Origin of the sequence: Verrucosispora sp. WMMD1129 (assembly GCF_029581255.1) — a bacterium.
In the GTDB taxonomy this organism is placed as follows: Bacteria; Actinomycetota; Actinomycetes; order Mycobacteriales; family Micromonosporaceae; genus Micromonospora; species Micromonospora sediminimaris.
Genome location: NZ_CP120741.1, coordinates 1292294 through 1314710, shown reverse-complemented (window position 1 = coordinate 1314710; position 22417 = coordinate 1292294). Strand labels below are relative to the sequence as shown.

The following is a 22417-nucleotide window of genomic DNA, read 5'->3' as shown; positions in this document are numbered from 1 at the left end:
GACGGTGGTGGCCGGGTCCATCGGACCCGGCCACCACCGCCACCCCTCTTAGTACGTGCCGTCGAGCTGACCCCGCAGCTTCGTCAGGGCCCGGGCCAGCAGCCGCGAAACGTGCATCTGGGACACGCCGATCTGCTCCGCGATCTGCGACTGCGTCAGGTTGCCGTAGAACCGCAGCGTGAGGATCTTCTGCTCGCGCTCGTCCAGCGTGGCCAGCGCCGGGCCCAGTGCCACCCGCAGCTCGGCCAGCTCGAACTCGCTGTCCTCACCGCCGAGCATGTCGCCCAGCTCGGTCGCGCGATCGCCGTCACCGGTCGGGGTGGACAGCGACACCGCGTTGTACGCGCGGGCGCCCTCCAGGCCCTCCAGCACCTCTTCCTCGGTGAGCTTGAGGTGAGCGGCGATGTCGGCCACGGTCGGGGAGCGGCCCAGGGACTGCAGCAGGGAGCTGTTGGCGTCGGAGATGGCCAGCCGCAGCTCCTGCAAGCGGCGAGGCACGCGGATGTCCCACGTCCGGTCGCGGAAGTGCCGCTTCAGCTCGCCGATGATGGTGGGGATCGCGTACCCGGCGAAGTCGACCCCACGGGACGGGTCGAACTTGTCGATGGCCTTGATGAGGCCGACGGCGGCGGTCTGCGCCAGGTCGTCGGTGGGCTCGCCGCGACCGCTGTAGCGGTGCGCGAGGTGGTTGGCGAGCGGCAGCCAGGCCTCGATCGCCCGGTCACGCAGCGCGGCCCGGGAGGGATGTCCGGCCGGCAGCGCCGCCATGGCGTTCAGCAGCTCGGCGGCGCTGTCGGTGAGCGCCCGCGGGTCGAGCTTCGGGGTCGGGGTTGCCGGGGTGGTCGGGGTTGCCGGGGTGGTCGCCGATTCAGTGATCGTTGACGCGGTCATGGTGGTCCTCCCTGCACCTCGTCCGCGGATATAGACGTGACGCTTTGGTTAGTTCTGTTAGTACGTTCGGGAGTCACCTTAGCCCGATCGTCTCCTGGAAATCTAGCCGAAAGGACGATGTACTTAAGTTATTTCTAGGCATGAAAGCCGCGAAAGGGTCAAGGTCAACCTGTCGGGCGCGGTCAGATCGTCGCGGAGACCCTGCATGAACGGCCGATCGGGCCAGTGGTAGATGACCGTCCGTACATCACCGCCCGTCCGGATGGGGCCTCCGGGGCGTCGAACGGACGACGGTCGCCGCAGCTGGCAAGCGGAGTGTCACCAATCCGTCGTTGTCCCGTGAACGGGACCGGGCTTAGCGTCGCGGGGTACATCCCTGATCCGGAGGTGCCGTGCTCGATCCTGCCGTTCCCCACCTCGTCGTGAACAGCCGGACGCTGTACTTCAGCTGGTTGCCGGCGGACCCGGACGCGGTGGCGGCGCTGGTCCCCGAGGGGCTGCGGCCCCACCCGGACCGCGAGGTCTTCATGAACCAGTACGTGGTGGACGACGAGAGCCAGACCTCCGGCTTCGGTCCCTACTCCCTGACCTACCTCGGCGTCACGCTCGTCGGGATGGACGCCCCGGACGGGGTGACCCCGGGCGGTTGGTGGACCCACTACGTCACCTCCAGCGAGCGGGTACGCGGGTACGCCCTGGCCCGGGGTGCCCCGGCCGTACCCGGCCGCACCAGCATCACCGAGCGGGGCGGCACGATCGTCACCGGGACGGACATCGAGGGCGTGCCGGTGATCCGGGCCCAGGTACGCGTCGGCGACACCGGCCACGCCATGCACAACGGACACCACCGCTACCTGACCGAGTTGCACGGTCAACTGGTCAGCAGCATCTATCCGGTGGTCGCCGAACCGTCCACCGCGTTCGAGATCGAGTCGGTCGAGTTCCTCGATCCGGACCACCCGGTGTACGCGTTGCGCCCGGAGAACCCGCTCACCATCGCCTGGGGCTACTACTCGCCGCGCTCCTCGTTCGCGTACCCCGGTGGGCTGACGGTGCTCGGCGAGCTGGAGCCGAGCTACCAGGTGCCGGACCGGCGGGCCCGCAGCGGTCTGCCGTCGGGGTCGTAGACCAGACGGTACGCGGGCAGCGCCCAGGCCCGGGTCCACCAGGGCGGGCGTCGGGCACGGTGCGGTCGCAGCCGGCCAGGTGGGCGAGGGCCCACCTGGCCGCCGTCGTACCAGCGTTGCAACGCCTCGGCGGCGGCGGTGATCGCGGTGACCGCGTCGTCCGGGTCGATCAGGTCCGCGTCGTCGCCGCCGGCCGGATCGCGGTCCAGATGCTCGCGGAGCAGGCGTAGCCGGAGGTCCCGGGCGAAATGCCGGGCTCCGTCACCCTGACCGGCCGGATCGTGCGGGTGGCGTGCGTCCGCGGTGTCGTCCAGCACCGCGCAGGAGAGTTCGCTGTCGTGGGTCCAGGACCGCCGGTTGAAGTTGTCGCTGCCGACGCAGGCCCACACGTCGTCGACCACGCACACCTTGGCGTGTACGTAGACCGGGGTGCCGGCGTGGTTCTCCACGTCGAAGACGTGCACCCGCCCCGCCGCGGTCTGCTCGCAGAGGGCCAGCGCCTGCTCGCGACCGACCGTGTTCGGCGGCAGGGCCAGCCGCCCGTCCACGTCGGGATGGCGTGGCACCACGGCGACCAGATGCAACTCCGGATTGTCGCGCAGCGCTCCGGCGAAGAGTTCGGCGACCTCGGTGGACCAGAGGTACTGGTCCTCCAGGTAGATCAGCCGACGGGCGCGGCGTACCGCCTTGGTGTAGCCCCGGGCCACCGTGCGTTCGCCGTCCGGGGCGAACGCGTACCGGGGTCGGACCGCGGGGTAGGTGCGCAACACCTGGACGTGGTGCGGCCCGCAGGCCGGCGGGTCGGCCGGCTGCTCCGGCAGCGGCCCGGCGGTGAGGTCCGCGCCGCGGAGCCGGTCGCGCAGATAGGCCAGGGGGTTCTCCGAGTCCAGCGGCATCGGGTCGGTCCAGCGTTCGCGGAACGTGGTGTCCAGCGCGCCCACCACCGGCCCGCGCAGCGCGAGCTGCACGTCGTGCCAGGGCGGATGGTCACCGTAGGCGGCGGCCATCCGTACCGCCTGCGGGTCACCGTGGTGCGCGTCGTCGTCGCGGCGGCTGTGGCACAGGTCGATGCCGCCGACAAAGGCGATGTCCTGCTCGGGGGCGGCCGGACGGCGCAGCACCACAAGCTTCTGATGGTGTGATCCACCTCGCCGGACCCGCTGGTCGAGCAGCACCTCGCCGCCGGCGGCCGAAATCGCCTCGCTGAGGTTGCGGTTCTCCTGGTGGCTGTAGGACAGCACGTCGAGGTGCGACCGCCAGATCAGACCCTTGACCACCACACCGCGCTGAGCGGCGCGGGCGAACAGCTGGGCGATGGTCGGCCCGTCCGGACGGAGACGCTCGTCCGGGTCGCCCCGCCAGTCGGCGAAGAAGAGGTGGTCGCCGGCGCCCAGCCCCTCGACCTCGGTGACAAGCCGGTCGAAGTACGCGGCACCGTGAATCAGCGGCTCGGCGAGGTTTCCACTGGTCCAGACGGGTAACTCAGAGACCGGGTTGGCGCGTTCCGGTGCGGTGAGGAACCAGTCCTGTAGCGGCACGCTCCCGCCCTCAGAGAGGTCGTTCACGTCCTCACCATACGAACCCGTGGTCGGGCTCGCACGCTGGTGGGCTGCTGGCGGTAGGCGACCGACCCGCACCCCGAGCAGCGAGGAGCCGAAGCATGTCCGGCGAGCCGACGAACTCCGCGACCGAGCACCGCGAGCAGGCGGTGGAGAGTGAGCGGGGGGCGCTGTTGACCGTACTGGTGATGGTCCTGCTCGGTGTGGCCGGCATCTTTGCCGTCTCCTGAGCCGGGCGGGCGGCCCCGGTGACCGGAGCCGCCCTACGTCCAGCGGTCGATCAGGGACGCTCGCCCTGCCCCTCGGTGTGCGGCAGCCGCTCCGCCGGGACCACTCCGAGCCGCCCGGCCTGGAAGTCCTCGAACGCCTGGATCAGCTCATCGCGGGTGTTCATCACGAACGGCCCGTAGTGCGCCACCGGCTCCCGGATGGGCTGGCCGCCCATGATGTAGAGGTCCAGGGTCTGGTTGCGGCTGTCCTGGCGGGCGTTCGCCTTGAACCGCAACGCGTCGCCCGGCCCGTGCACGGCCAGCTGTCCGGTGCGTACGCCGCGGCCGTTGGCGCCCACCGTGCCGCGCCCGCCGAGCACGTACACGAGCGCGTTGAAGTCCGGCCGCCAGGGCAGGTCCACCTGCGCCCCGGGCTCGACCGTCACGTGGGTGACGGTGATCGGGGTGTACGTGGAGCCGGGCCCCCGGTGGCCGGCGATCTCACCGGCGATCACCCGGATCAGCGCCCCGCCGTCCGGGGTGGTGAGCAGCGCGGCCTGGTTGCCCCGGATGTCCTGGTACTTCGGTGGGCTCATCTTGGCCGCACTGGGCAGGTTGACCCACAGCTGGGTGCCGTGGAACAGCCCACCGCTGACCACCAGGTGCTCCGGTGGGGCCTCGATGTGCAGCAGGCCGCTGCCGGCGGTCATCCACTGGGTGTCGCCGTTGGTGATCGTGCCGCCGCCGCCGTGGCTGTCCTGGTGGTCGAAGATCCCGTCGATGATGTAGGTGACGGTCTCGAAGCCCCGGTGCGGATGCCAGGAGGTGCCCTTCGGCTCGCCCGGTGCGTAGTCCACCTCGCCCATCTGGTCGAGCATGATGAACGGGTCCAGCTCGCTCATCGGCACCCCGGCGAACGCCTTGCGCACCGGGAACCCTTCGCCCTCGAAGCCGCTGGGCGCGGTGGTGAGCCGGCGGACCGGCCGGAACTCGGTGGATTCGTCGAGCCGGGGCAGCCGGGGCAGGACGAGAACGTTGTCGACGGTGATGGCGGGCATCGGGGCTCCTTCAGTTGTCGCCGGGGGCGGTGGCGAGGGTGGCGTCACTGTCGTCGGCGCCTCGCAGCCGCCGGCCGAGCCGGCTGAAAATCCTGGTCAGGGCGGCGACCTCGGCGTCGTCGAGGTCGTCAATCAGATGGGTACGCACGGACTTCAGGTGGTGCGGTGCGGCCTCCCGCAGCGCCAGCAGCCCGGCGGCGGTCAGCACCGCCTCGCTGCCCCGCCCGTCCTGCGGGCAGGGCTGTCGGGCGACCAGGCCCCGCCGTTGCATGGAGGAAACCTGATAGGTCAGCCGGCTGGGTGAGAAGACCAGACGGTCGGCCAGCTCACCCATCCGCAGTCGTTGCCCGGGCACCTCGGAGAGCAGCACCAGCACGTGGTAGTCGGCGAAGCTGAGCCCGCTGGCGGCGCGCAGGTCGTCCTCCAGCCGGGTGAACAACCGCTGGCTGGCCTCGATGTAGGTCCGCCAGGCGGCCAGGCGATCGCGGTCCAGACTCTCGGTCACGCCGCCACGTTAGCACTTAGTCAAAATTTGAACAAGAGTTGGATGTCATGGTGGTTAGGGGCGCGGCCGGCACTGTTCGCCGGTGGTGGTGAAGCTTTGAAGAAGTGTGGCCGACAGATCGCCGAGAGATGTCCGGTGCGCACTCGGCACGGGTGGTGTGAGACTCTGCGGCCGTGGAACTGACCGCTCCCGGCCTGCTGCTGCGTCCCTGGCGGGACGCGGACGCACCCGCCGTTCTGGATGCCTGGCGTGATCCGGCGATCGCGCAGTGGAACCCGCAGGGCGACCAGCTCGACCTCGACGCCGCGCTGCGCTGGCTACGGTGGCGGGCCGACTGGTCCGGCGGTGGCCACGTGTCGTTGGCGGCGGCCGACCCGGTCGACCCGGAGATTCTGCTCGGATCGGTGTCGCTGCACCGCATTCATGCCGGCGACGCCTCGATCGGTTACTGGACCGTCGCCGCTGCTCGCGGTCGCGGGGTCGCCACGGCGGCGGTCGTGCGGCTCAGCGGGTGGGCCTTCGCCGACCTCGGGCTGGAGCGCATCGAGCTGTGTCACGCGGTGGCCAATGTCGCGTCCTGCCGGGTCGCCGAACGGGCCGGTTTTCTGGCCGAGGGCACGCTGCGGCAGTCGCACCGCTACGGCGACGGCCGCCGCTACGACGAGCACCTGCACGCCCGCCTGTCCACCGACTGACCGGGCGGCCCCACCCACGGCGGGGCCGCCCGGGCGGCGGTTTCGGACGGGGTCAGCCCGCCGGCTGCGCCGCGCGTCCACCCAGGTTTAGCCGGCCGAGCAGCTGACGGGCCTGGTCGGCCACGTCGGCCTCCACGGTGACCGCGTACTGGTTGGCCCGCAGGGAACTGGCGGAGGTGAAGTCACGCTGCCCGCCCGTCATCGCATGTGCCACGGCACCGAAGACGGCACCCCAGATCGCACCGATGACGAGGCCGGCGAGGATCACCGCCACCCAGTTTCCGACGGTGAAGATGCCGAACAGCAGGCCGATGAACAGACCGAACCAGGCCCCCGTACCGGCTCCGACCAGCGCCGCACGGGCGGTGGTCATCCTGCCCAGCACGGTCTCCACCATGGTCAGGTCGGTGCCGACGATGGCGGTTCGTTCCACCGGGAACCGGTTGTCGGCGAGGTGGTCCACCACCCGCTGGGCGGCCGGATAGTCCGGAAAGGCGCCGATCGTCACGGTCGGCGGCCCGGTTGGTGGTCCGTGGCCGTCGCCACTGGGTGCGGCGGGACGACCGCCGGGGCCCGACGGGAGGGTGCCGCCGCCGGTCACACCCGGCTGCCAGGCCGAGGGGTTCGACTGTGTGGTCATGGGTCTCCTCCTTCGTCAACGGGTCGCCTTCCCGCGTCGGCGGGGCGGTAACGCCCGGGTGGCCTCCGGCTCGTTGGCCTGCGCCGACGCGGGCAGCATCGGGACATGCTCCGGAAAGGGCGGGCCCCCGGCCACCACCGGTAGGGCGGTGGCCGGGGGCCCCGGGACGGGTCAGGGGATCAGGCGCAGGCGGTGCCGTTCAGGCTGTAACCGCTCGGCGTGGACAGGTTGCTGCCGGTGTAGGTGCCCTGGAAACCGACGCTGAGCGTGCCGCCGCTGGGCAGGCTGCCGTTCCAGGCGGCGTTGCGGACCGTGATCTGGTTGCCGGACTGGCTCCAGTCACCGTTCCAGCCGTTGCTCAGCCGCACTCCGGAGGCGACGTTGAAGGTGAGGTTCCAGCCGTTCAGCGCCGCGCCGCGGTTGGTCACCCGGATCTCGGCGGTGAAGCCACCGGTCCACGTGTTCGGGGTGAACGTCACCGAGCAGCCACCGCCGGGCGGGTTGGTGGTCGGCGGCGCGGTGGTCGGCGGGGCCGTGGTGGGCGGGGCGGTGGTCGGCGGCGCGGTGGTCGGCGGGGCGGTGGTCGGCACCGGGCCGGCCGCGATAGCCAGGTCGTACGCCCGCTGCGGCACGAACTGACCCGCCGCCGCGATGCAGCCGTCCGCCTCGCCGGGCAGCTTCACCCAGAGGAACGCGTCGATGGCGGAGTCGCCGGTGTTGGTGGTGCTCGGAGTGCCGATCGCCCGCCCCGGCGGGTCGCACCACTCGGAGCCGGCCGGGCCGTTGCCGTTGCGACTGGTGTCGATGACCGCCTTCAGCCGGGAGTTGCCGGTGGCCGCGATGATCTGCTTGGCGTACGAGACCTCGTCGGCGGTACGGCGGTAGTTCGACACGTTCACCGAGATGCCGTCGGCGCTGTTGGCGATGTCGGCGGCGTTCAGCCGGGCAGCGGCCTCACCGGCGGCGAGCCAGCCGCCGTGGCCGATGTCGTAGTAGACCTTCGCCGCCGACGAACCCCGCTTGAGCGCCTTGCCGGCGTACGCCATCGAGGCCCGCACCTCGGCCTGCTGGCTCTCGTTCATGCAGCTGGTCATGATCGGGAGCACGTCGGGCTCCAGGATGATGGTGGCCGGACGTCCACCGAGACCCGCGGCGACCTGGTCCACCCACTGCCGGTAGGCGGAGTGGCTCGGGGCGCCGCCCGCGCTGTGGTTGCTGCAGTCACGGTTGGGGATGTTGTAGACCACCAGGATCGGGATCTTGCCGGCGGCGGCTGCGGCGCCGACGAAGGAGTCCACCTCGCCGCGTACGGTCGAGGTGTTGGTGGTGGTGTACCAGCGGGGTTGCGGGACGCTGGCGATCCGGTCCCGGATCACGGCGGCCTTCGAGTCGTTCGGGTTGGCCGCCACCCAGCGGGCGGCGCTGGTCTGCGGGTCGACGTAGAAGGCGGATTCGGCGGCCGCGGCGGGCGCGGGGCGCAGCGCGCCCACGCCGACGCTGCCGGCCACGGTCAGTGCCGTCGCCACGACGCCGACCAGAGCGAATGTGCTTCGGGTTCTCATGGTCTGCTCCTCGTACCCATCGAAGAAAGTGCGTGGAAGCGCTCCCACATGTCCGTCAAGGTACGGGCCGATTGCAGGCTTGTGAAGAGTTTCCGGAACAATTCGGCGGACCACCGACCCGTGGCGTCGGGCCGCAGCGGCCGGCCGCCCTACGATCATGGGATGGACGGTGAGCGATCGGGCGTGGTGGTGATCGGTGCCGGGATCGCCGGCGTGGCCTGCGCCCGGGAACTGCGCGACGCGGGCGTGCCGGTCCAGATCCGGGAGCGGGGACGGGTGGCCGGCGGCCGGATGGCCAGCCGGCGTTTCGACGGCCGCCCCGCCGACCTCGGTGCGGCCTACTTCACCGTCAGTGATCCCGAGTTCGCCGAGGTGGTGCAGGGCTGGCAGGCTGCCGGGCTGGCCCGGGAGTGGACCGACACCTTCGTCGCGTACGACGGCGACGGCCGCCGTGAGGTGCCCGGGCCGATGCGCTGGGCGGCATCGCGCGGGCTGCGCTCGCTTGTGGAACACCTCGCTCGGGACCTGCCCGTGACGGTCAACCGGCTGGTGCTCGGTGTCGGGCCGGGACCGACAGTGAACGGCGAAGAGTGTGCGGCGGTGGTGCTGGCGATGCCCGGGCCACAGGCCGCGTGGCTGCTCGACCCGGGACTCGCGGCGGCCACCGAGGCCGTGGCACGGCAGCGTTGGTCGCCGGCCCTGGCGGCGATGCTGCGGTTTCCGACGCGGCGGTGGAGCGACTTCCGGGGCGCGTTCGTCAACGACCATCCACTGCTCAACCTGGTCTGCGACGACGGCGACCGGCGCGGCGACGGTGCGGCGGTCCTGGTCGCGCACACCACCGAGGAGTTCGCGGCCGGGCACCTGGCCCAGCCGACCGCAGCCGCGCCGGAGATCGAGGCGGCCGTACGCGACCTGCTCGCCCTGCCCGACCGGGCGGAACACGTGCACGTGCACCGGTGGACGTACGCCAAGCCGACCGGCGGTGGCGGCCCGGACACCGGTTTCCACCTCGACGACGACGGCATCGGGCTGGCCGGGGACGCGTTCGGCGCACCCCGGGTGCAGACCGCCTGGCGCTCCGGCCGCGACCTCGGCCGGGCCCTGGCCCGCCGGCTGGCCTGATCGGCCAGCGGCCGACGCGCCGGCCGATGGGGCGCTCAGGCGGCGACAGGTGCGGAGGGGGCCGCTGAGGTCTCCGTCCGGGTGCGCCCACCGGATGCGTCAAGCAACCGCATGACAGGTGTCGCCGCGACCCCATGCACCACCACGGAGACGATCACCACCAGGGCGACGGTGGCCCAGACGAGTTCCGCCTGCGGGAAGTCCGCCTTCGTGGTGGCGTAGGCCAGGTAGTAGAACGAGCCGATGCCCCGGATGCCGAAGGCGGCGATCACCCAGTGCTCCGCCGGCCGCCCCGGTGCGCCGCGCAGCGCCAGCCAACCGGCCAGCGGCCGGACCACGAACACCAGGGCCAGACCGACAAATGCGGCGGGCCAGGTCAGCGCGGCCAGCAGCCCGCTGATCACCGCGCCGCCCAGCAGCAGTAACATCAGCACCGTGAGCAGCCGTTCCACCTGCTCGGCGAAGTCGTGCAGCACCGCGTGGTACTTGTGGTTGCGCTCCGCCGCCCGGATCGCGCGGGCGGCCACGAAGACCGCCAGGAAGCCGTAGCCGCCGGCCACCTCGACCAGCCCGTACGCCAGGAAGGTGGCGGCCAGCGCCAGGAATCCCTCCGCGTGCCGGGCCAACCGCAGCTCGCTGGGCGCCCGGAAGAAGAGCTTGCCGAGCAGCCAACCGATCAGTAGTCCGCCGGCCAGCCCGGCGCCGACCTTGTAGAGCAGGTCGACGGTGAGCCAGCGGGCCAGCCAGTCACCGGGCGCGAGGCCGGCGCCCGCGATCGCGACCGCCGCGTAGACGAACGGGAACGCCAGGCCGTCGTTCAGCCCTGCCTCTGAGGTGAGCGCGAAACGAACCTCGTCCTCCGAGTCCGACTCGTCGGTGGGCTCGCCGACCTGGACGTCGGAGGCGAGGACCGGGTCGGTCGGCGCGAGCGACGCGGCGAGCAGCAGCGCGCTGGCCGGCACCAGGCCCGCCCACCACCACCCCAGCAGGGCGACGGCGGCGATGCACAACGGCATGGCCACGGCCAGCAGCCGCCACGTCGACGACCAGCGTCTCCAACTCAACGGTCGATCGATCTTCAGACCGGCGCCCATCAAGGCGACGATCACGCAGATCTCGGTCAGGTGGGTGGCCAGATCCCGATGGGTCAGGGGGTCCGGCACGGGCAGGGTGGTGGGCAGCGAGTAGACAAGCATCCCGAGACCGAGGAAGGCCAGCGGCATCGACAGCGGTCGCCGCTCCACCAGCCGAGGCAGGATGCCGGCGAGCAGGGCCGCCACACCGAGCACCGCGAACGCAACGTCTACCGTCTCCACCGGACCGCCTCTCGCCACGTCCGCAGCAGGCGGACAGGTGGCGCACTACGTGCCCCGGCGGAGGTTGCGGTAATCCGGGAGAATTTCCGGTACCGGCGTCAGCATCGTCGGCCGGCTGCTCAGGCGGATGGGAGCAGGATCTCGAACCAGACCGTCGAGCCACGCACGGTGGGGTCGGTGCCCCAGGCGTCGCTCAACTCCTCGATCAGACCCAACCCGCGTCCCCGGCTGCTCAGCGTCTCCGTGCGGGCCCGGGTCACCGTGCCCCGGGAGCCCGAGTCGGCCACCGACACGAGCAGGCGCTCCGGGCTGAGATCGACCTCCACCCGGGCCGCCGTGCCCGCGTGCAGCAACGCGTTGGTGGTCAGCTCGCTGGTGCACAGCACCGCCGCGCCGATCACCGACTCCGCGACCTCCCACTCGGTGAGCTGGGCGGTCATCCAGTGCCGTACCCGGCTCGGCGCGGTCGGCTCGGCGGGTACCTCCATCCGCGCCGACCGGCTCGGCCGCACCGCGTACTCGACGGCGAGCACCGCCACGTCATCCTCGGTCGCGCCGGGCACGGCCGCGGAGGCCACCGCGCACAACGATCTCGGGTCGCCGCTCGGCGCCCCGGCCACCGACTCCGCCAGTCGCTCCAGGCCGTCCGACAATCCGTGCCGGCGTCGTTCCACCACGCCGTCGCTGAACAGCAGCAGCGTGTCGCCGGGCGAGAATGCGACGGTACGCGTCGCCGCCCGGTAGCCGATCCCCAACGGGGCACCGGAGGGCACGTCGACGTACTCGGCCCTCGGCTCACCCGTCGGCCCACAGCGACGCACCAGCGGCGCCGGATGACCGGCGCTGGCCAGGGTCAGTTCCTCCCGGCCGACGTCGATGACGCCGAACGCCACGGTGACGAACAACTCGTACGTGCCGGCCTCGGTGCCGAGGCTGCCTACCAGCCGATCGAGCCCGGCGAGCACCTGATCCGGGCGGGGGTCGTTGAGCGCCAGCGCACGGAGTGCGGCGCGTACCTGGCCCATCCGGGCGGCGGCCTGCACGTCGTGGCCGGCCACGTCGCCGAGGACCACACCCAGGTCGCCGGTGGGCAGCACGAACGCGTCGTAGAAGTCCCCGCCCGCGGCGTTGCCGTCGACTCCCGGGTCGTACCGCGCGGCGATCCGCAGGCGGGGCAGGACCGGCAGGTTCTCCGGCAGCATGCTGCGTTGCAGCAGTTGGGCGGTGCCGTGCTGGGTCTCGAAGCGGCGTGCCCGCTCGGCGGCCTGCCCGATCAGCTCGGCCGAGGCTGCCAGCAGTGCCCGCTCCGCCGCCGACCACGGATGCGCCGAGCGGTAGCCGACCGTCAGCGCTCCCCGCACCACGGACGCCCGCAGCGGTACCGCCGCCAGGGCCCGGATCTTTTGGTCGTGCCGGTCCGCCGCGATCTCGTGCAGCGGCTGGCCGTCGTCGATGAAGCTGGCCTGGCCCGTGCGGGCACTGACCACCGCCGGCGCCGACCAACCGGCCGGGCCGCGCCGCCACAGCGGGGGAAGGCGTTCGTCCGCCTCGTCGACCAACTCGCCACGGACCCGCCGGACCATCCGCCACCCGGCGCCGCCGCCCCCGTCGTCCACCGCGAAGGAGACCCGGTCGGCGTCGAACGAGGTGATCGCGTAGCGCAACGCGACCCGGGCCACGTCGTCCAGGGTGAGCGTGCCGGCGAGCGCCGCGGCGAAATCGCTGAGGCCCTGCAACTGGCGGGTGGCCGGGCTGGTCTCGGCCACCACGGACAGCACGCCGACGACCCGGCCGTGGCTGTCCCGCACCGGCGAACAGGCGCGGGTGTAGACGGGCTGGTCGAGGGCGACGGCGGCAGCGTGCAGCGGGAGCGGGATCTCCCGGTCCAGGACGGGAACACCGGTGCGGTAGGTCTGCTCGACGACGTCACCGACACCGGGGCGCTGCCAGACCTCGGCGAAGACCTCGGTGGGGGGACGGCCCATGGCGTCCGGGTGCCGGTCGCCGATCAGATCGGCGTACGCGTCGTTGTACAGCAGCAGCAACTCCGCGCCGAGGTGCAGGGCCATCGGCGCCGGAGAGGCGAGCACCACCTCGACGGTCGCCCGGACGGCGGGATCCCACGACTCGTACGGGCCGAGCGCCGTGGCACCCCATCGGGGGTGGCCGACGACGGTCGCCGTGCCCGGCACCGCCGTGCCCGGCAGCGGGCCTGATGGCGTGGGTACTCGCCCGACCGTTCCTGGCATGAACGCAGCCTAGTCCGCCCGCTCGACCCGCGTTCCCGATCATCGGTCGGGCGCGCCGGCCTGGGACATCAGAGCAGGTCAGAGCCGTTCCGGTGCGGTCTGTCCAGAAAAAGGGGGCGACCGTAGCGGCGTGCTGGCCGGGGGAAGGGGTAAGCGCGCCGGGCAATCCATGCGACAGGAGGGACATCATGCCGGAAACCCTCGCGGCCAGGCAGGTCGACATCGGTGACGCCGTGGCCGACATGTGGAGGTCGGTGCTGCTGTTCGTGCCCCGGGCCATCGCGTTCATCGCGATTCTCGTGGTCGGATGGCTCATCGCCAGAGCCGTGCTCAAGATCGTGGACGCGGCCCTGGAACGGGTGGGGTTCGACCGGGCGGTCGAACGGGGCGGTATCAAGCGTGCGCTGGAGCGGACGCGGTACGACGCCAGTGACATCCTGGCGAGGCTCGCGTACTACGCGGTGCTGCTGTTCACCCTTCAGTTCGCCTTCGGCGTCTGGGGGCCGAACGCGATCAGCGACCTGATCGCGGGCGTGGTGGCGTGGCTGCCCCGGGCGTTCGTCGCGATCGTCATCGTGGTGGTGGCCGCCGCGATCGCCAACGCGGTCCGGGACATCGTCACCGGGGCGCTCGGCGGGCTGTCGTACGGCCGCTTCCTGGCGGACGTGACGGCGATCTTCATCATCGCCCTGGGTGTCATCGCGGCGCTCAACCAGGTGGGCATCGCCACCACCGTCACCCAGCCCGTGCTGATCGCGGTGCTCGCCACGGTGGCCGGCATCCTGATCATCGGCGTCGGTGGTGGTCTGGTGCGACCGATGCAGAACCGCTGGGAAGGCTGGCTCACCCGAGCGGCCGAGGAGTCGCGGGCGATCCGGGAGCAGCGGCAGGGTGCCGAGGCCGGTCGTGGTGACATGCAGCGGCAGATGGCCGACCGGACTGGCGCCGGCCAGCCGGCGGCCCGGGGATCGGAGTCCTCGATGGCCGGGGGACGGGGTACCTACCAGTCCGGCAACGCAGGCGACGAGACCCAGCAGTTCCGTCCGTGACGGTGGCTCGGTCGCACTGCCGGTCGCGCTGAGCCGGGTGTCCGCCGCACGGCGGGCGCCCGGCTCAGCTCACAGCGGTGGCGGCTGCGGGGCCGGCGTGTCCAGCGCGGCCGTCAGCGCGCAGACCGCGAGCAGGCGCAGCATCACCCAGTCCGCCTCCGCCCAGTCGACCGGGGCATCGGCCGGATGCCAGCCGTACTCCTCGGCGGCGACCCGCACACCGTCGGCGTAACCGGCGAGGGCCGCTGCGGTCAACGGTCGTCGGTCCCCGCGCAGGCTGTCACGCACCGCGGCGGCGTGCTGGTCGACGGCGGCGAGCAGCCCGGGCAGGGCTGAGGCGGCGGCGAGCCCGTCCAGCCCCACGGCGTTGGCGAGCGTGACCAGGCTGGACCGGGCCCAGTCGACGGCGGTGGGGGAGACGACCCGGTTCGACGGCACGCGCATGGGGAACGAATGTATCCAACCCGCAGCGCCGCGACCTCGGCCGCTCGGCCGGTCCCGGTGTCCACGGCGGTGGCCGGCAGGTGCCCGAGGGGATCGAGTCGGGCGCGGCGGACGGTGGGGAAGCGGACCCCGCGGCATGACCGGCACCAGGAGGTACGGATGGACACCACCGACGGTCCCGACGAGCAACACCGGCGTCCGGCCGGAGTGAGCGACGACACGGTGGCTGCCCTCGGCAAGCTCAGCGAGGCGCTGGAGTGCGTGGAACGCGCCCGGGGGCATCTCTACTCGCTGCACCAGCTCATCGGGCACGCCGATCTGATGCTCGACGACGCGGTACGGATGTTCCGCGACGCCGGGCACCCCGGCATCGCCGACCGGATCGCCGACGAACTGGTGGGCCGCAACGTCATCGCCGGTAGGTGGACGTTCCAGATCGTCGAGGACTTCGACGACGGCTACCACGCGGTGTTCCGCGACTTGGACCGGTCGGCCCGCGACCAACTGGTCGGTGGCCGACGGCACCTCTACGAGGCGGAGATGAAGGAGCGCCGCCGGACGCCCGGGCGTCCGGGCCACGAGGCGCGCCCGGCCGGCGAACCATGAACCTCGGCCCGGCCGAGGCGCGCCCGCCCGGCCGGTGACGTCGGGAAGCCCTACTCGGAGGAAGGCGCGTCCGCCGGGCGGCGCCGCGCGGCATCGTCGGCGATGATCACGGTCGCCACCATCAGCGCGACGCAGAGGCTGAACAGCCACGAGCTGTCGTCGACCAGCCTGGCGGAGACGGGTGCCTGCACTGCGGCGAGGAGAAAGCCGAGCCATGCCAGGCGGCGCTGACGCGTGGAGAGGAAGCCGGAGCCCTGATGCATTCCGAAAGTCTTGCGCGCGACGCGGCCATTGCCGTCAGCCGAACGGCCGATTCTGCCTGAGCTGTCCGAATTCACCGGCCGTTCGGCCGAGGCGTCTCCGCTGCCAGTCGCGGCGCTCCGGGTACGTCGCGGATCGTCGCCGCGGATCCGGAACGTACCCGGATTCGGTGTCAGAGGGTGTCCGGTCCGGTACGCCCGGTCGTGGAGGGGCGGTAGGCGCGGTCCGGGTCGGTGGGCTCACGGCCCGTGCCGGGGACCTCGCCGCCCCGGTCGGCCGCCTCGGGGCCGTGCCCGAAGGCGGCTTCCTCCCCGGCGTCGTTGCCGGTCACGTCGTCGGCCTGCCCGTCGAGCGTGGACCGGGCGACGGCCCGGTCCAGTTCCTCCAGCGGCAGTCGTTCCTCGTCGCGCCACGCCCTGTCGTCGGTCATGCCATCGCGGTACCCCCGCCCCGTCGTCGCAAACGGCGCGTCCGACCCGGCGTGGTCGTCCGGCAGCCAGGGAAGCATCCGGTGCACACGTCGACGGCCGCCGGAGGTACCCGGCGGCCGTCGAAGGTCTCATGGCGGAATCAGGGCTGCGGACGTTCGACCTGCCCACGCCACGCACCGGTCTCCTGACCGCGCCGCTCGATGAACGTCTTGAACCGTTGCAGGTCACCCTTTGCCCGGCGGTCGACCACGCCGAGCTTGTCGCCGGCCTGTTCGATGACACCGTGCGGATCGAACTCCAACTGGAGGCTGACCCGGCTGCTGTTCTCGTCCAGTCGGTGGAAGGTGACCACCCCGGCATGCTGGGTGCCGCCGGTCGACCGCCACGCCACCCGCTCGTCGGGCAGCTGCTCGGTGATCTCAGCGTCGAACTCCCGCTTCACCCCGGCGATCTCGACGGTCCAGTGGGTCATCGTGTCGGAGAGCTGGCGGATCTCCTGCACGCCCTCCATGAACTGCGGAAACTCCTCGAACTGTGTCCACTGGTCGTACGCCGTCCGAACCGGGACGGCCACATCGACATGCTCCGTTACGCCACTCATCAGCATCCTTCCCTGCACTTGGTGAGGCTTGCGGACCGGTCGGTCCACCTACCAGCGCGTCGTTTCGTTGGTGTGGCCGAGCGCCGCCCACACCTCGGACACCGTCTGGTACCGGGTGCTCTCGGGCAGGCGCTCCAACGCGGCCAGTACGTCGTCGGGGGCCTCGTTCGCCCGTGCGTTGGCGAGCAGTGCGGCCCGGTCTCCCGGCAGAGCGGTCATCGTGATGAACCGCCCCAACCGGCTGCGGGCCTCGACGTCCTCGGAGGTCATGCCCTGGGGAGCGCCGCTGCGCAGGTCGCCGGCCGGCGCCGTGGTCGGCTCCGGCTGGTCCTCTCCCGCGGGCTCCGGGACGCGGAACTCGTCGACCCGCGAGCCGCCGGTCCCCGGCCCCTGCACGAGGCCGCTGACCTCCTGGCTCATCTGCTCGTCGACCCTCGGTGAGTGCTTGCTGCTGCCGCGATCCATGTCTTCTGCGCTACCCGAGGGGACGGGTGGTAAACCGGTAAGCGGTCACGCGCCGGCCGGTGACCGTGGTGGCAGCGCCGACTCCTCCGCGTCCTCCCGGCCCGACTGCAGCCGCCGTCCCCGCTGGAGCTCGGCGTTGATCTGAACGCCGAGCATCAACGCGGAATTGGACAGGTAGAGCCAGACCAGGAACGCGATCACCGCCCCGAGGCTGCCGTACGTCGTGTCGTACGAGTTGAAGTTCGCCACGTACAACCCGAAGCCGAAGGAGCCGAGCGCCCAGGTGGTCAGGGCCACCGTTCCGCCCAGGGTGAGCCAGCGGAAACGTGGCTGACGCACGTTCGGCGCGACCCAGAACAGCAGGGACATCAACAGCATCGCGATCAACGCCAGCGCCGGCCACTTGGCCACCGCCCACGCGGTGCGGGCCGCGCCACCGGCCCCCACCAGGTCACCGATCGCGTCGGCGACCGGGCCGCTGACGATCAGACCGGCGGCCACGATGGCGAGCAGCACCAGCGACAGGGCAGCCAGTCCGATCTGCAACGGGCGCAACTTCCACACCGGCCGCCCCTCGACGACGCCGTAGATGGCGTTCGAGGCCCGGGTGAACGAGGCGATGAAGTTCGAGGCCGACCAGAGCGCACCGAGCAGACCGAAGCTGAGCAACACCCCGGCGGAGCTGTTCTGGTCCACCACCTCGCGGACCACGCCGACGAAGCTCTCGTTCGCCACCACCGAGCCGGCACCCACGTCGCGGGCCAGGTCGAGCACGGTGTCGACGGTGCGCTCCCCGTCGGAGACCAGACCGACCAGGGCCACCACCACGACGGTGGAGGGGAACAGCGCCAGCACCCCGTAGTAGGTGAGCGCGGCGGCCCAGTCCGTGCAGTTGTCCCGCAGGTAGTTGCGTCCGGCCCGGACCAGCACGCCACGCCAGGTCTGCCAGCGGAGCTGGCGGATCCCCGGTAGCCGTGGCACCGGCGGATCGGTCGACGGGGCGTCGGGGTTCGTCGTCGTCATGACCGCTCCCTGGGCACTGTGGGCACCGTGGCTGGTCCGGCCGGTACCCGGCCCGCTCCGGCGGCAAACGCCGCCGACGTTTGCCGCGACGTCGCCGGGGTACGCCAATCCGAATCGCTCGCACACGGAGGAGGTTCGAGATGCCCGGGCGCGAGGTACTGCCCAGCACGCTGCGGCGCTCCCCGGAGAAGGCCCAGCGCACCTGGGAGAAGACACACGATTCCGCGGTCGAGACCTACGGCGAGGGCGAGCGGGCGCACCGCACCGCGTTCGCCGCCGTCAAGCACGAGTTCGAGAAGGTCGGCGACCACTGGGAGCCGAAGGGCCGCAAGGGCCCCAGCGACCAGCAGGCCGCCGGCGGTGGCCCGACCCGGCGGGCGCCGACCGCCGGTGGGGTGGACGCGAACGCCTCCAAGGAACACCTCATGGGGGTGGCCCGCGAACTGGACGTGGCGGGACGGTCGAGCATGACCAAGCCGGAACTGGTCAAGGCCATTCAGAAGGCCAACGACCGCCAGACCCGCAAGGCCCGCGGCGGCTGAACCGACGTTCGCCGACCCGCGACGGCCGCGGCGGGCTGAGCCCGCCGTTCGTCGGCAGGGCCCGGCCGGCGTACGCGTCGGACCGGGCCCTGCGGCACGCCGGATCCGATGCTCCCGTTCACCAGTGGCCGCCGCCGGGCGCCTGGATGTGTACCGCCTTGGTGGCGGTGAACTCGTCGAGCAGTTCCGGCCCGTAGCCGAAGCCCTGACCACTGCCCCGGCGCGGGTGCGCGGCACCGGCCGGCGCGCCGCCGAAGACCGCGTTCACCTTCACGGTTCCCACCGGAAGCTCGCGCCAGGCCCGCTGGGCGTGGCTCATCGACCCGGTCAGCACGGTCGCCGCCAGCCCGTACGGTGAGTCGGCCGCGCAGCGCAGCGCCTCGGAGAACGAGTCGACCACCACCACGGCGGCGACCGGGCCGAACGTCTCCTCCCGGATCAACGCCAGGTCGTGCCCGCAGCGGTCGACCACGGTGGCCGGATAGAAGGCACCCGGCCCCTCCGGCAGGGTGCCGCCGATGCGCAGCCGGGCGCCGTCGGCCAGCGCCGCGATCACCTGCCCGTGGACCTGATCGCGATGGCGTCGGTCGACCAGCGGACCGAGCTGGGTGTCCGGATCCCGCCCCGGTCCGACGCGCAGTGCGGCGGCCCGCTCGACCAGCGCGGCCACGAAGTCCTCGGCCACGTCGCGGTGGGCGTAGATCCGTTCCACCGCGACGCAGATCTGGCCCGCGTTGGCGAAGGCGCCCAGGGCGGCCTCACCGGCGGCCCAGTTCGGGTCGACGTCGGCGTCGACGATCAGCGGGTCGCTGCCCCCGTTCTCCAGCAGCACCTTGGCACCGGTGCCGGCGGCGGCTTCGGCGATCGCCCGGCCGGTGGCGCTGGACCCCACGTGAGCCACCATGTCCACCTCGGCGGCGGCCAACGCCGCGCCGGTCGTCGGACCCCCGCTGAGCAGCGACAGCACCCCCGCCGGCAGGGCGGTGTCGAAGGCGCGGGCCAGCAGCCACCCGGTCGCCGGGGTGCGCTCGCTGGGCTTGTGCAGCACCACGTTTCCGGTGACCAGGGCCGCGCCGAGCAGCCCGCACGACACGGCGACCGGGTCGTTCCACGGCGTGATGGCAGCCACCACGCCACGCGGCTGCGGCGTCATGAAATCGATCGCGGCGGGATCGCCGTGCAGGGTACGGCCCCCCCGGGCTGGCGCGAGTTCCGCGTACTGCCGCAGGGTGGCGATGCCCGCGTCGACGCCGCCCCGGGCGTCGGCGAGCGGCTTGCCCATCTCCGCGGTGGTCGCCTGCGCGAGATCGTCGGCGACGTCGGCGACCGCGTCGGCGATCCGGTGCAGTGCCGCGGCCCGCTCCGACGGGGCCGTCGCCGCCCACTCGGACGCCACTCCGCGCGCCGCCGCCACCGCCTTGTCGACCTCGTCGGTCGTGGCGACCGGGGCGCTGGTCACCGGCCGGCCGTCGGCCGGATCGTGCACCGTCAACTCGCCGGCCTCCCCGCCGGCACCCCAGACCCCACCGATGAGCTGCGTGACCGTGTACATGGCGCGCTGCATGCCCGGGCCCGGCCCCGGCAAACGTTTCGCCGCAACGACTCGGGGTAGCGTCCTCGGATGATGTCGTCGGATTCCCTCGGTGCCGAGCGGGCCGACGCTGTCGTCGTCGGTGCCGGACACAACGGCCTGGTCGCCGCCAACCTGTTGGCTGACGCGGGTTGGGACGTGCTGGTGCTGGAGGCCACCGGGGTGCCCGGTGGAGCGGTCCGCTCCGCCGAGGTGACCGCGCCCGGCTACCTCAGCGACCTGTTCAGCTCTTTCTACCCGCTCGGTTACGCCTCGCCCGTGCTGCGCGGGCTCGACCTGACCCGGTACGGGCTCGCCTGGCGGCACGCCCCCGACGTGCTGGCCCACCTGTTTCCCGACGACCGGGCCGCCGTGCTCAACCGCGACCCCGGCGTCACGGCGGCGTCACTGGAGACCTTCGCTCCCGGTGACGGCGAGCGTTGGCTGAGCGCGTACGAGCAGTGGCAGCAGGTCGCCGACCCGATGATCGAGCTGATCACCACTCCGTTCCCGCCGGTACGCGGCGGCCTCGACCTGCTGCGCCGGCTGCGGATCAGCGGCTCGCTGCGGCTGGCCCGGCGCCTGGTGCTGCCGGCGAGCCGGCTCGGTGCGGAACTCTTCAGCGGTGCCGGCGGGCCGGCACTGCTGGCCGGTTGCGCCCTGCACACCGACCTGTCCACCGAGGAGGCCGGCTCCGGCGTCTACGGCTGGCTGCTCGCCATGCTCGGCCAGCAGGTCGGCTGGCCGGTCCCGGAAGGCGGCGCGCAGAAGATCACCGACGCGCTTGTGGCCCGGTTGACCGAGCGAGGTGGCCGGATTCTCTACGGTGCCCGGGTGGACCGGATCCTGGTCGCCCGGGGTCGGGCGATGGGCGTACGCACCGTCGGCGGCACCAACTGGCGGGCCCGTCGGGCGGTGCTCGCCGACGTGCCCGCGCCCGCGCTGTACCTGGATCTGGTCGGCCCCGCCGTGCTGCCCCCGCGGCTGGTGGCTGACCTGGAACACTTCCGCTGGGACGGGTCCACGCTGAAGGTGGACTGGGCGCTGTCCGCCCCGATGCCCTGGACGAACCGCCGCCTGTCCACCGTCGGCACCGTGCACCTGGGTGCGGATCTCAACGGGCTGACCGGCTATGCCGCGACGCTGGCCCGGGGCGAGCTGCCACCGGATCCGTTCCTGCTGGTGGGGCAGATGTCGGTGGCGGATCCGAGTCACTCGCCGCCGGGCACCGAGTCGCTCTGGTCGTACACCCACCTGCCGTTCCGTCGGCACTGGCGGGCCGACGACATCGTCGCGCACGTCGAGCGGATGGAGACGGTGCTGGAAGCCGCCGCCCCCGGCTTCCGCAGCCTGGTGGTGGGCCGGCACGTGGCCGGCCCGGCCGAGCTGGAGGAGGCCAACCCGAGCCTGGTCGGCGGCGCGCTGGGCGGCGGCACCGCCGCCCCGTACCAGCAGCTGTTCCTGCGGCCGGTCCCCGGACTCGGCCGCGCCGACACTCCGGTGGACCGGCTCTTCCTGGCCAGCTCGTCGGCACACCCCGGCGGCGGGGTGCACGGCGTCCCCGGCGCGAACGCCGCCCGGGCCGCCCTGGCTCGCGACCGGGCGCTCACCGGTGGGTGGTACCAACGGGCGATCGCCACCGCGCACCGGGCCGTCTACGCGTGACCGCCGGGACGACCGGTCAGGGCTCGATGTTGCGGTGCCGGGTACGGAGCTTGAACGGCATCAGCGCGCTTTCGATCTTGGTGGCGGTGGTCATCTTCGAGGCGCCGTCGCGTCGCTCCTCGAACCGGATCGGCACCTCCAGGATGGTGTGCCCCAGCTTGGTGGCCAGATAGTGCATCTCGACCTGGAAGCTGTAGCCGTTGGACTGCACCCGCTCCAGCCCGATGTCGCGCAGCGCGTCGGCCCGCCAGATCTTGAAACCGGCGGTGAGGTCGCGGATCCGTACCCGCAGCAGCGTGTGCACGTACAGGTTCGCCCAGCCGCTGAGTGCCCGCCGGTACAGCGGCCAGTTCTCGTCCAGCTCGCCGCCGGGCACGTAACGTGACCCGATGACCACACCGGCCTGAGTGGACAGCAGCGCGCCGAGCATCCCCGGCAACGCCTCCGGCGGGTGGGACAGGTCGGCGTCCATCTGGGCCACGTATTCGGCGCCGCCGTCGAGGGCCCGGCCGATCCCGTCCACGTACGCCCGGCCCAGACCCTCCTTGCCCGGCCGGTGCACGACCTGCACGCGTTCCGGATGCTCTATGGCGAGCTTGTCCGCGACCTCACCGGTGCCGTCGGGGGAGTTGTCGTCGGCGACCAGCACCTTCAGGCCGGGCAGTGGCAGCGTGAGGAGACGCTCGACCAGCACCGGCAGGTTGCCGGCCTCGTTGTAGGTCGGGACCACGACGGTCAGGCGCACGTCCCGCCACGGCGAGGGCAACTGGACGGGTTCGATCATTGGGGACATCCTCGGTCTGCGGACAGGGTCACCCGTGAGC

The 22417-nt window shown here is 72.2% G+C and carries 24 protein-coding genes; 8 read left to right on the top strand and 16 right to left on the bottom strand.

Going from position 1 to position 22417, the window contains the following annotated elements:
- Positions 1-48: 48 nt before the first annotated feature.
- Positions 49-891 carry a SigB/SigF/SigG family RNA polymerase sigma factor gene (locus O7624_RS05995; protein WP_282239232.1) on the bottom strand — a complete coding sequence of 281 codons (843 nt, stop codon included), beginning with the start codon at positions 889-891 and terminating at the stop codon, positions 49-51.
- Positions 892-1313: 422 nt separating this feature from the next.
- Between O7624_RS05995 and O7624_RS05990 the strand changes: the two genes are divergently transcribed.
- Positions 1314-2018: an acetoacetate decarboxylase family protein gene (locus O7624_RS05990; RefSeq protein ID WP_282239231.1), complete on the top strand. Its 705-nt coding sequence runs from the start codon at positions 1314-1316 to the stop codon at positions 2016-2018.
- On the opposite strand, the gene O7624_RS05985 is transcribed toward O7624_RS05990, so the two are convergent.
- Positions 1967-3556 (bottom strand): phospholipase D-like domain-containing protein, encoded by a 1590-nt coding sequence (locus tag O7624_RS05985; RefSeq protein ID WP_282240557.1) that lies wholly within the window; start codon positions 3554-3556, stop codon positions 1967-1969. The two genes, O7624_RS05990 and O7624_RS05985, sit on opposite strands and share 52 nt — an antisense overlap.
- Before the next feature lie 122 nt (positions 3557-3678).
- On the opposite strand from O7624_RS05985, the gene O7624_RS05980 reads away from it, so the two are divergent.
- The gene (locus O7624_RS05980) at positions 3679-3807 is read left to right on the top strand and encodes a hypothetical protein (RefSeq protein WP_275415497.1); all 129 of its coding nucleotides are present in this window, start codon (positions 3679-3681) and stop codon (positions 3805-3807) included.
- Between the two features lie 50 nt (positions 3808-3857).
- Here O7624_RS05980 and O7624_RS05975 read toward each other — a convergent pair whose 3' ends face one another.
- Together O7624_RS05975 and O7624_RS05970 are read right to left on the bottom strand one after the other, a co-directional pair.
- Entirely contained in the window at positions 3858-4844 is a 987-nt protein-coding gene (locus O7624_RS05975; protein ID WP_093404650.1) for a pirin family protein, read from the bottom strand.
- Between the two features lie 10 nt (positions 4845-4854).
- Positions 4855-5349 carry a MarR family transcriptional regulator gene (locus tag O7624_RS05970; RefSeq protein WP_282239230.1) on the bottom strand — a complete coding sequence of 165 codons (495 nt, stop codon included), beginning with the start codon at positions 5347-5349 and terminating at the stop codon, positions 4855-4857.
- 173 nt (positions 5350-5522) lie between these two features.
- On the opposite strand from O7624_RS05970, the gene O7624_RS05965 reads away from it, so the two are divergent.
- Positions 5523-6044, top strand: a complete 522-nt coding sequence (locus O7624_RS05965) for a GNAT family N-acetyltransferase (protein ID WP_282239229.1) — start codon at positions 5523-5525, stop codon at positions 6042-6044.
- 52 nt (positions 6045-6096) lie between these two features.
- Here the strand turns inward: O7624_RS05965 and O7624_RS05960 are convergent, their stop codons facing one another.
- Entirely contained in the window at positions 6097-6684 is a 588-nt protein-coding gene (locus O7624_RS05960; protein WP_282239228.1) for a general stress protein, read from the bottom strand.
- 179 nt (positions 6685-6863) lie between these two features.
- Positions 6864-8246, bottom strand: coding sequence for a glycoside hydrolase family 6 protein (locus tag O7624_RS05955; RefSeq protein ID WP_282239227.1), 1383 nt, complete (start codon positions 8244-8246; stop codon positions 6864-6866).
- Between the two features lie 162 nt (positions 8247-8408).
- On the opposite strand from O7624_RS05955, the gene O7624_RS05950 reads away from it, so the two are divergent.
- Positions 8409-9371, top strand: coding sequence for an FAD-dependent oxidoreductase (locus tag O7624_RS05950; protein WP_282239226.1), 963 nt, complete (start codon positions 8409-8411; stop codon positions 9369-9371).
- A 35-nt stretch (positions 9372-9406) separates the two neighbouring features.
- Here the strand turns inward: O7624_RS05950 and O7624_RS05945 are convergent, their stop codons facing one another.
- Positions 9407-10687 (bottom strand): cation:proton antiporter, encoded by a 1281-nt coding sequence (locus tag O7624_RS05945; protein ID WP_282239225.1) that lies wholly within the window; start codon positions 10685-10687, stop codon positions 9407-9409.
- Positions 10688-10806: 119 nt separating this feature from the next.
- On the bottom strand, positions 10807-12936 hold the full coding sequence (locus O7624_RS05940; RefSeq protein ID WP_282239224.1) for a SpoIIE family protein phosphatase: 2130 nt from the start codon (positions 12934-12936) through the stop codon (positions 10807-10809).
- A 188-nt stretch (positions 12937-13124) separates the two neighbouring features.
- On the opposite strand from O7624_RS05940, the gene O7624_RS05935 reads away from it, so the two are divergent.
- Entirely contained in the window at positions 13125-13985 is an 861-nt protein-coding gene (locus tag O7624_RS05935; protein WP_093404629.1) for a hypothetical protein, read from the top strand.
- A 69-nt stretch (positions 13986-14054) separates the two neighbouring features.
- On the opposite strand, the gene O7624_RS05930 is transcribed toward O7624_RS05935, so the two are convergent.
- Positions 14055-14429: a DUF6401 family natural product biosynthesis protein gene (locus O7624_RS05930; protein ID WP_093404627.1), complete on the bottom strand. Its 375-nt coding sequence runs from the start codon at positions 14427-14429 to the stop codon at positions 14055-14057.
- Between the two features lie 159 nt (positions 14430-14588).
- Here O7624_RS05930 and O7624_RS05925 point away from each other — a divergent pair, with 159 nt between their 5' ends.
- A complete protein-coding gene (locus O7624_RS05925; protein WP_282239223.1) occupies positions 14589-15035 on the top strand; it encodes a hypothetical protein in 447 nt (148 codons plus the stop codon).
- Between the two features lie 50 nt (positions 15036-15085).
- Here O7624_RS05925 and O7624_RS05920 read toward each other — a convergent pair whose 3' ends face one another.
- From O7624_RS05920 to O7624_RS05900, 5 genes are all read right to left on the bottom strand, one after another.
- The gene (locus O7624_RS05920) at positions 15086-15373 is read right to left on the bottom strand and encodes a hypothetical protein (RefSeq protein WP_247673185.1); all 288 of its coding nucleotides are present in this window, start codon (positions 15371-15373) and stop codon (positions 15086-15088) included.
- A gap of 95 nt (positions 15374-15468) precedes the next feature.
- On the bottom strand, positions 15469-15726 hold the full coding sequence (locus O7624_RS05915) for a hypothetical protein (RefSeq protein ID WP_210935223.1): 258 nt from the start codon (positions 15724-15726) through the stop codon (positions 15469-15471).
- A 140-nt stretch (positions 15727-15866) separates the two neighbouring features.
- Entirely contained in the window at positions 15867-16328 is a 462-nt protein-coding gene (locus O7624_RS05910) for an SRPBCC family protein (protein WP_093404847.1), read from the bottom strand.
- Between the two features lie 48 nt (positions 16329-16376).
- Positions 16377-16793, bottom strand: a complete 417-nt coding sequence (locus O7624_RS05905) for a DUF2795 domain-containing protein (protein ID WP_093404622.1) — start codon at positions 16791-16793, stop codon at positions 16377-16379.
- Positions 16794-16838: 45 nt separating this feature from the next.
- The gene (locus O7624_RS05900) at positions 16839-17816 is read right to left on the bottom strand and encodes a YihY/virulence factor BrkB family protein (RefSeq protein ID WP_282239222.1); all 978 of its coding nucleotides are present in this window, start codon (positions 17814-17816) and stop codon (positions 16839-16841) included.
- 140 nt (positions 17817-17956) lie between these two features.
- Here O7624_RS05900 and O7624_RS05895 point away from each other — a divergent pair, with 140 nt between their 5' ends.
- The gene (locus O7624_RS05895) at positions 17957-18358 is read left to right on the top strand and encodes a ChaB family protein (protein WP_282239221.1); all 402 of its coding nucleotides are present in this window, start codon (positions 17957-17959) and stop codon (positions 18356-18358) included.
- A 118-nt stretch (positions 18359-18476) separates the two neighbouring features.
- Here the strand turns inward: O7624_RS05895 and O7624_RS05890 are convergent, their stop codons facing one another.
- The gene (locus O7624_RS05890) at positions 18477-19910 is read right to left on the bottom strand and encodes an aldehyde dehydrogenase family protein (RefSeq protein ID WP_282239220.1); all 1434 of its coding nucleotides are present in this window, start codon (positions 19908-19910) and stop codon (positions 18477-18479) included.
- A 69-nt stretch (positions 19911-19979) separates the two neighbouring features.
- Here O7624_RS05890 and O7624_RS05885 point away from each other — a divergent pair, with 69 nt between their 5' ends.
- Positions 19980-21593: an NAD(P)/FAD-dependent oxidoreductase gene (locus O7624_RS05885; protein ID WP_282239219.1), complete on the top strand. Its 1614-nt coding sequence runs from the start codon at positions 19980-19982 to the stop codon at positions 21591-21593.
- Positions 21594-21609: 16 nt separating this feature from the next.
- Here O7624_RS05885 and O7624_RS05880 read toward each other — a convergent pair whose 3' ends face one another.
- Positions 21610-22377 carry a polyprenol monophosphomannose synthase gene (locus tag O7624_RS05880; protein WP_093404612.1) on the bottom strand — a complete coding sequence of 256 codons (768 nt, stop codon included), beginning with the start codon at positions 22375-22377 and terminating at the stop codon, positions 21610-21612.
- Between the last annotated feature and the right edge of the window lie 40 nt (positions 22378-22417).

Coding starts and splice junctions, on each gene's coding strand:
- O7624_RS05910 (WP_093404847.1), bottom strand. CDS start 16,328: ATGAGTGGCGTAACGGAGCATGTCGATGTGGCCGTCCCGGTTCGGACG.
- O7624_RS05930 (WP_093404627.1), bottom strand. CDS start 14,429: ATGCGCGTGCCGTCGAACCGGGTCGTCTCCCCCACCGCCGTCGACTGG.
- O7624_RS05960 (WP_282239228.1), bottom strand. CDS start 6,684: ATGACCACACAGTCGAACCCCTCGGCCTGGCAGCCGGGTGTGACCGGC.
- O7624_RS05995 (WP_282239232.1), bottom strand. CDS start 891: ATGACCGCGTCAACGATCACTGAATCGGCGACCACCCCGGCAACCCCG.
- O7624_RS05980 (WP_275415497.1), top strand. CDS start 3,679: ATGTCCGGCGAGCCGACGAACTCCGCGACCGAGCACCGCGAGCAGGCG.
- O7624_RS05925 (WP_282239223.1), top strand. CDS start 14,589: ATGGACACCACCGACGGTCCCGACGAGCAACACCGGCGTCCGGCCGGA.
- O7624_RS05880 (WP_093404612.1), bottom strand. CDS start 22,377: ATGATCGAACCCGTCCAGTTGCCCTCGCCGTGGCGGGACGTGCGCCTG.
- O7624_RS05885 (WP_282239219.1), top strand. CDS start 19,980: ATGATGTCGTCGGATTCCCTCGGTGCCGAGCGGGCCGACGCTGTCGTC.
- O7624_RS05940 (WP_282239224.1), bottom strand. CDS start 12,936: ATGCCAGGAACGGTCGGGCGAGTACCCACGCCATCAGGCCCGCTGCCG.
- O7624_RS05900 (WP_282239222.1), bottom strand. CDS start 17,816: ATGACGACGACGAACCCCGACGCCCCGTCGACCGATCCGCCGGTGCCA.
- O7624_RS05895 (WP_282239221.1), top strand. CDS start 17,957: ATGCCCGGGCGCGAGGTACTGCCCAGCACGCTGCGGCGCTCCCCGGAG.
- O7624_RS05950 (WP_282239226.1), top strand. CDS start 8,409: ATGGACGGTGAGCGATCGGGCGTGGTGGTGATCGGTGCCGGGATCGCC.
- O7624_RS05915 (WP_210935223.1), bottom strand. CDS start 15,726: ATGACCGACGACAGGGCGTGGCGCGACGAGGAACGACTGCCGCTGGAG.
- O7624_RS05905 (WP_093404622.1), bottom strand. CDS start 16,793: ATGGATCGCGGCAGCAGCAAGCACTCACCGAGGGTCGACGAGCAGATG.
- O7624_RS05890 (WP_282239220.1), bottom strand. CDS start 19,910: ATGTACACGGTCACGCAGCTCATCGGTGGGGTCTGGGGTGCCGGCGGG.
- O7624_RS05935 (WP_093404629.1), top strand. CDS start 13,125: ATGCCGGAAACCCTCGCGGCCAGGCAGGTCGACATCGGTGACGCCGTG.
- O7624_RS05955 (WP_282239227.1), bottom strand. CDS start 8,246: ATGAGAACCCGAAGCACATTCGCTCTGGTCGGCGTCGTGGCGACGGCA.
- O7624_RS05975 (WP_093404650.1), bottom strand. CDS start 4,844: ATGCCCGCCATCACCGTCGACAACGTTCTCGTCCTGCCCCGGCTGCCC.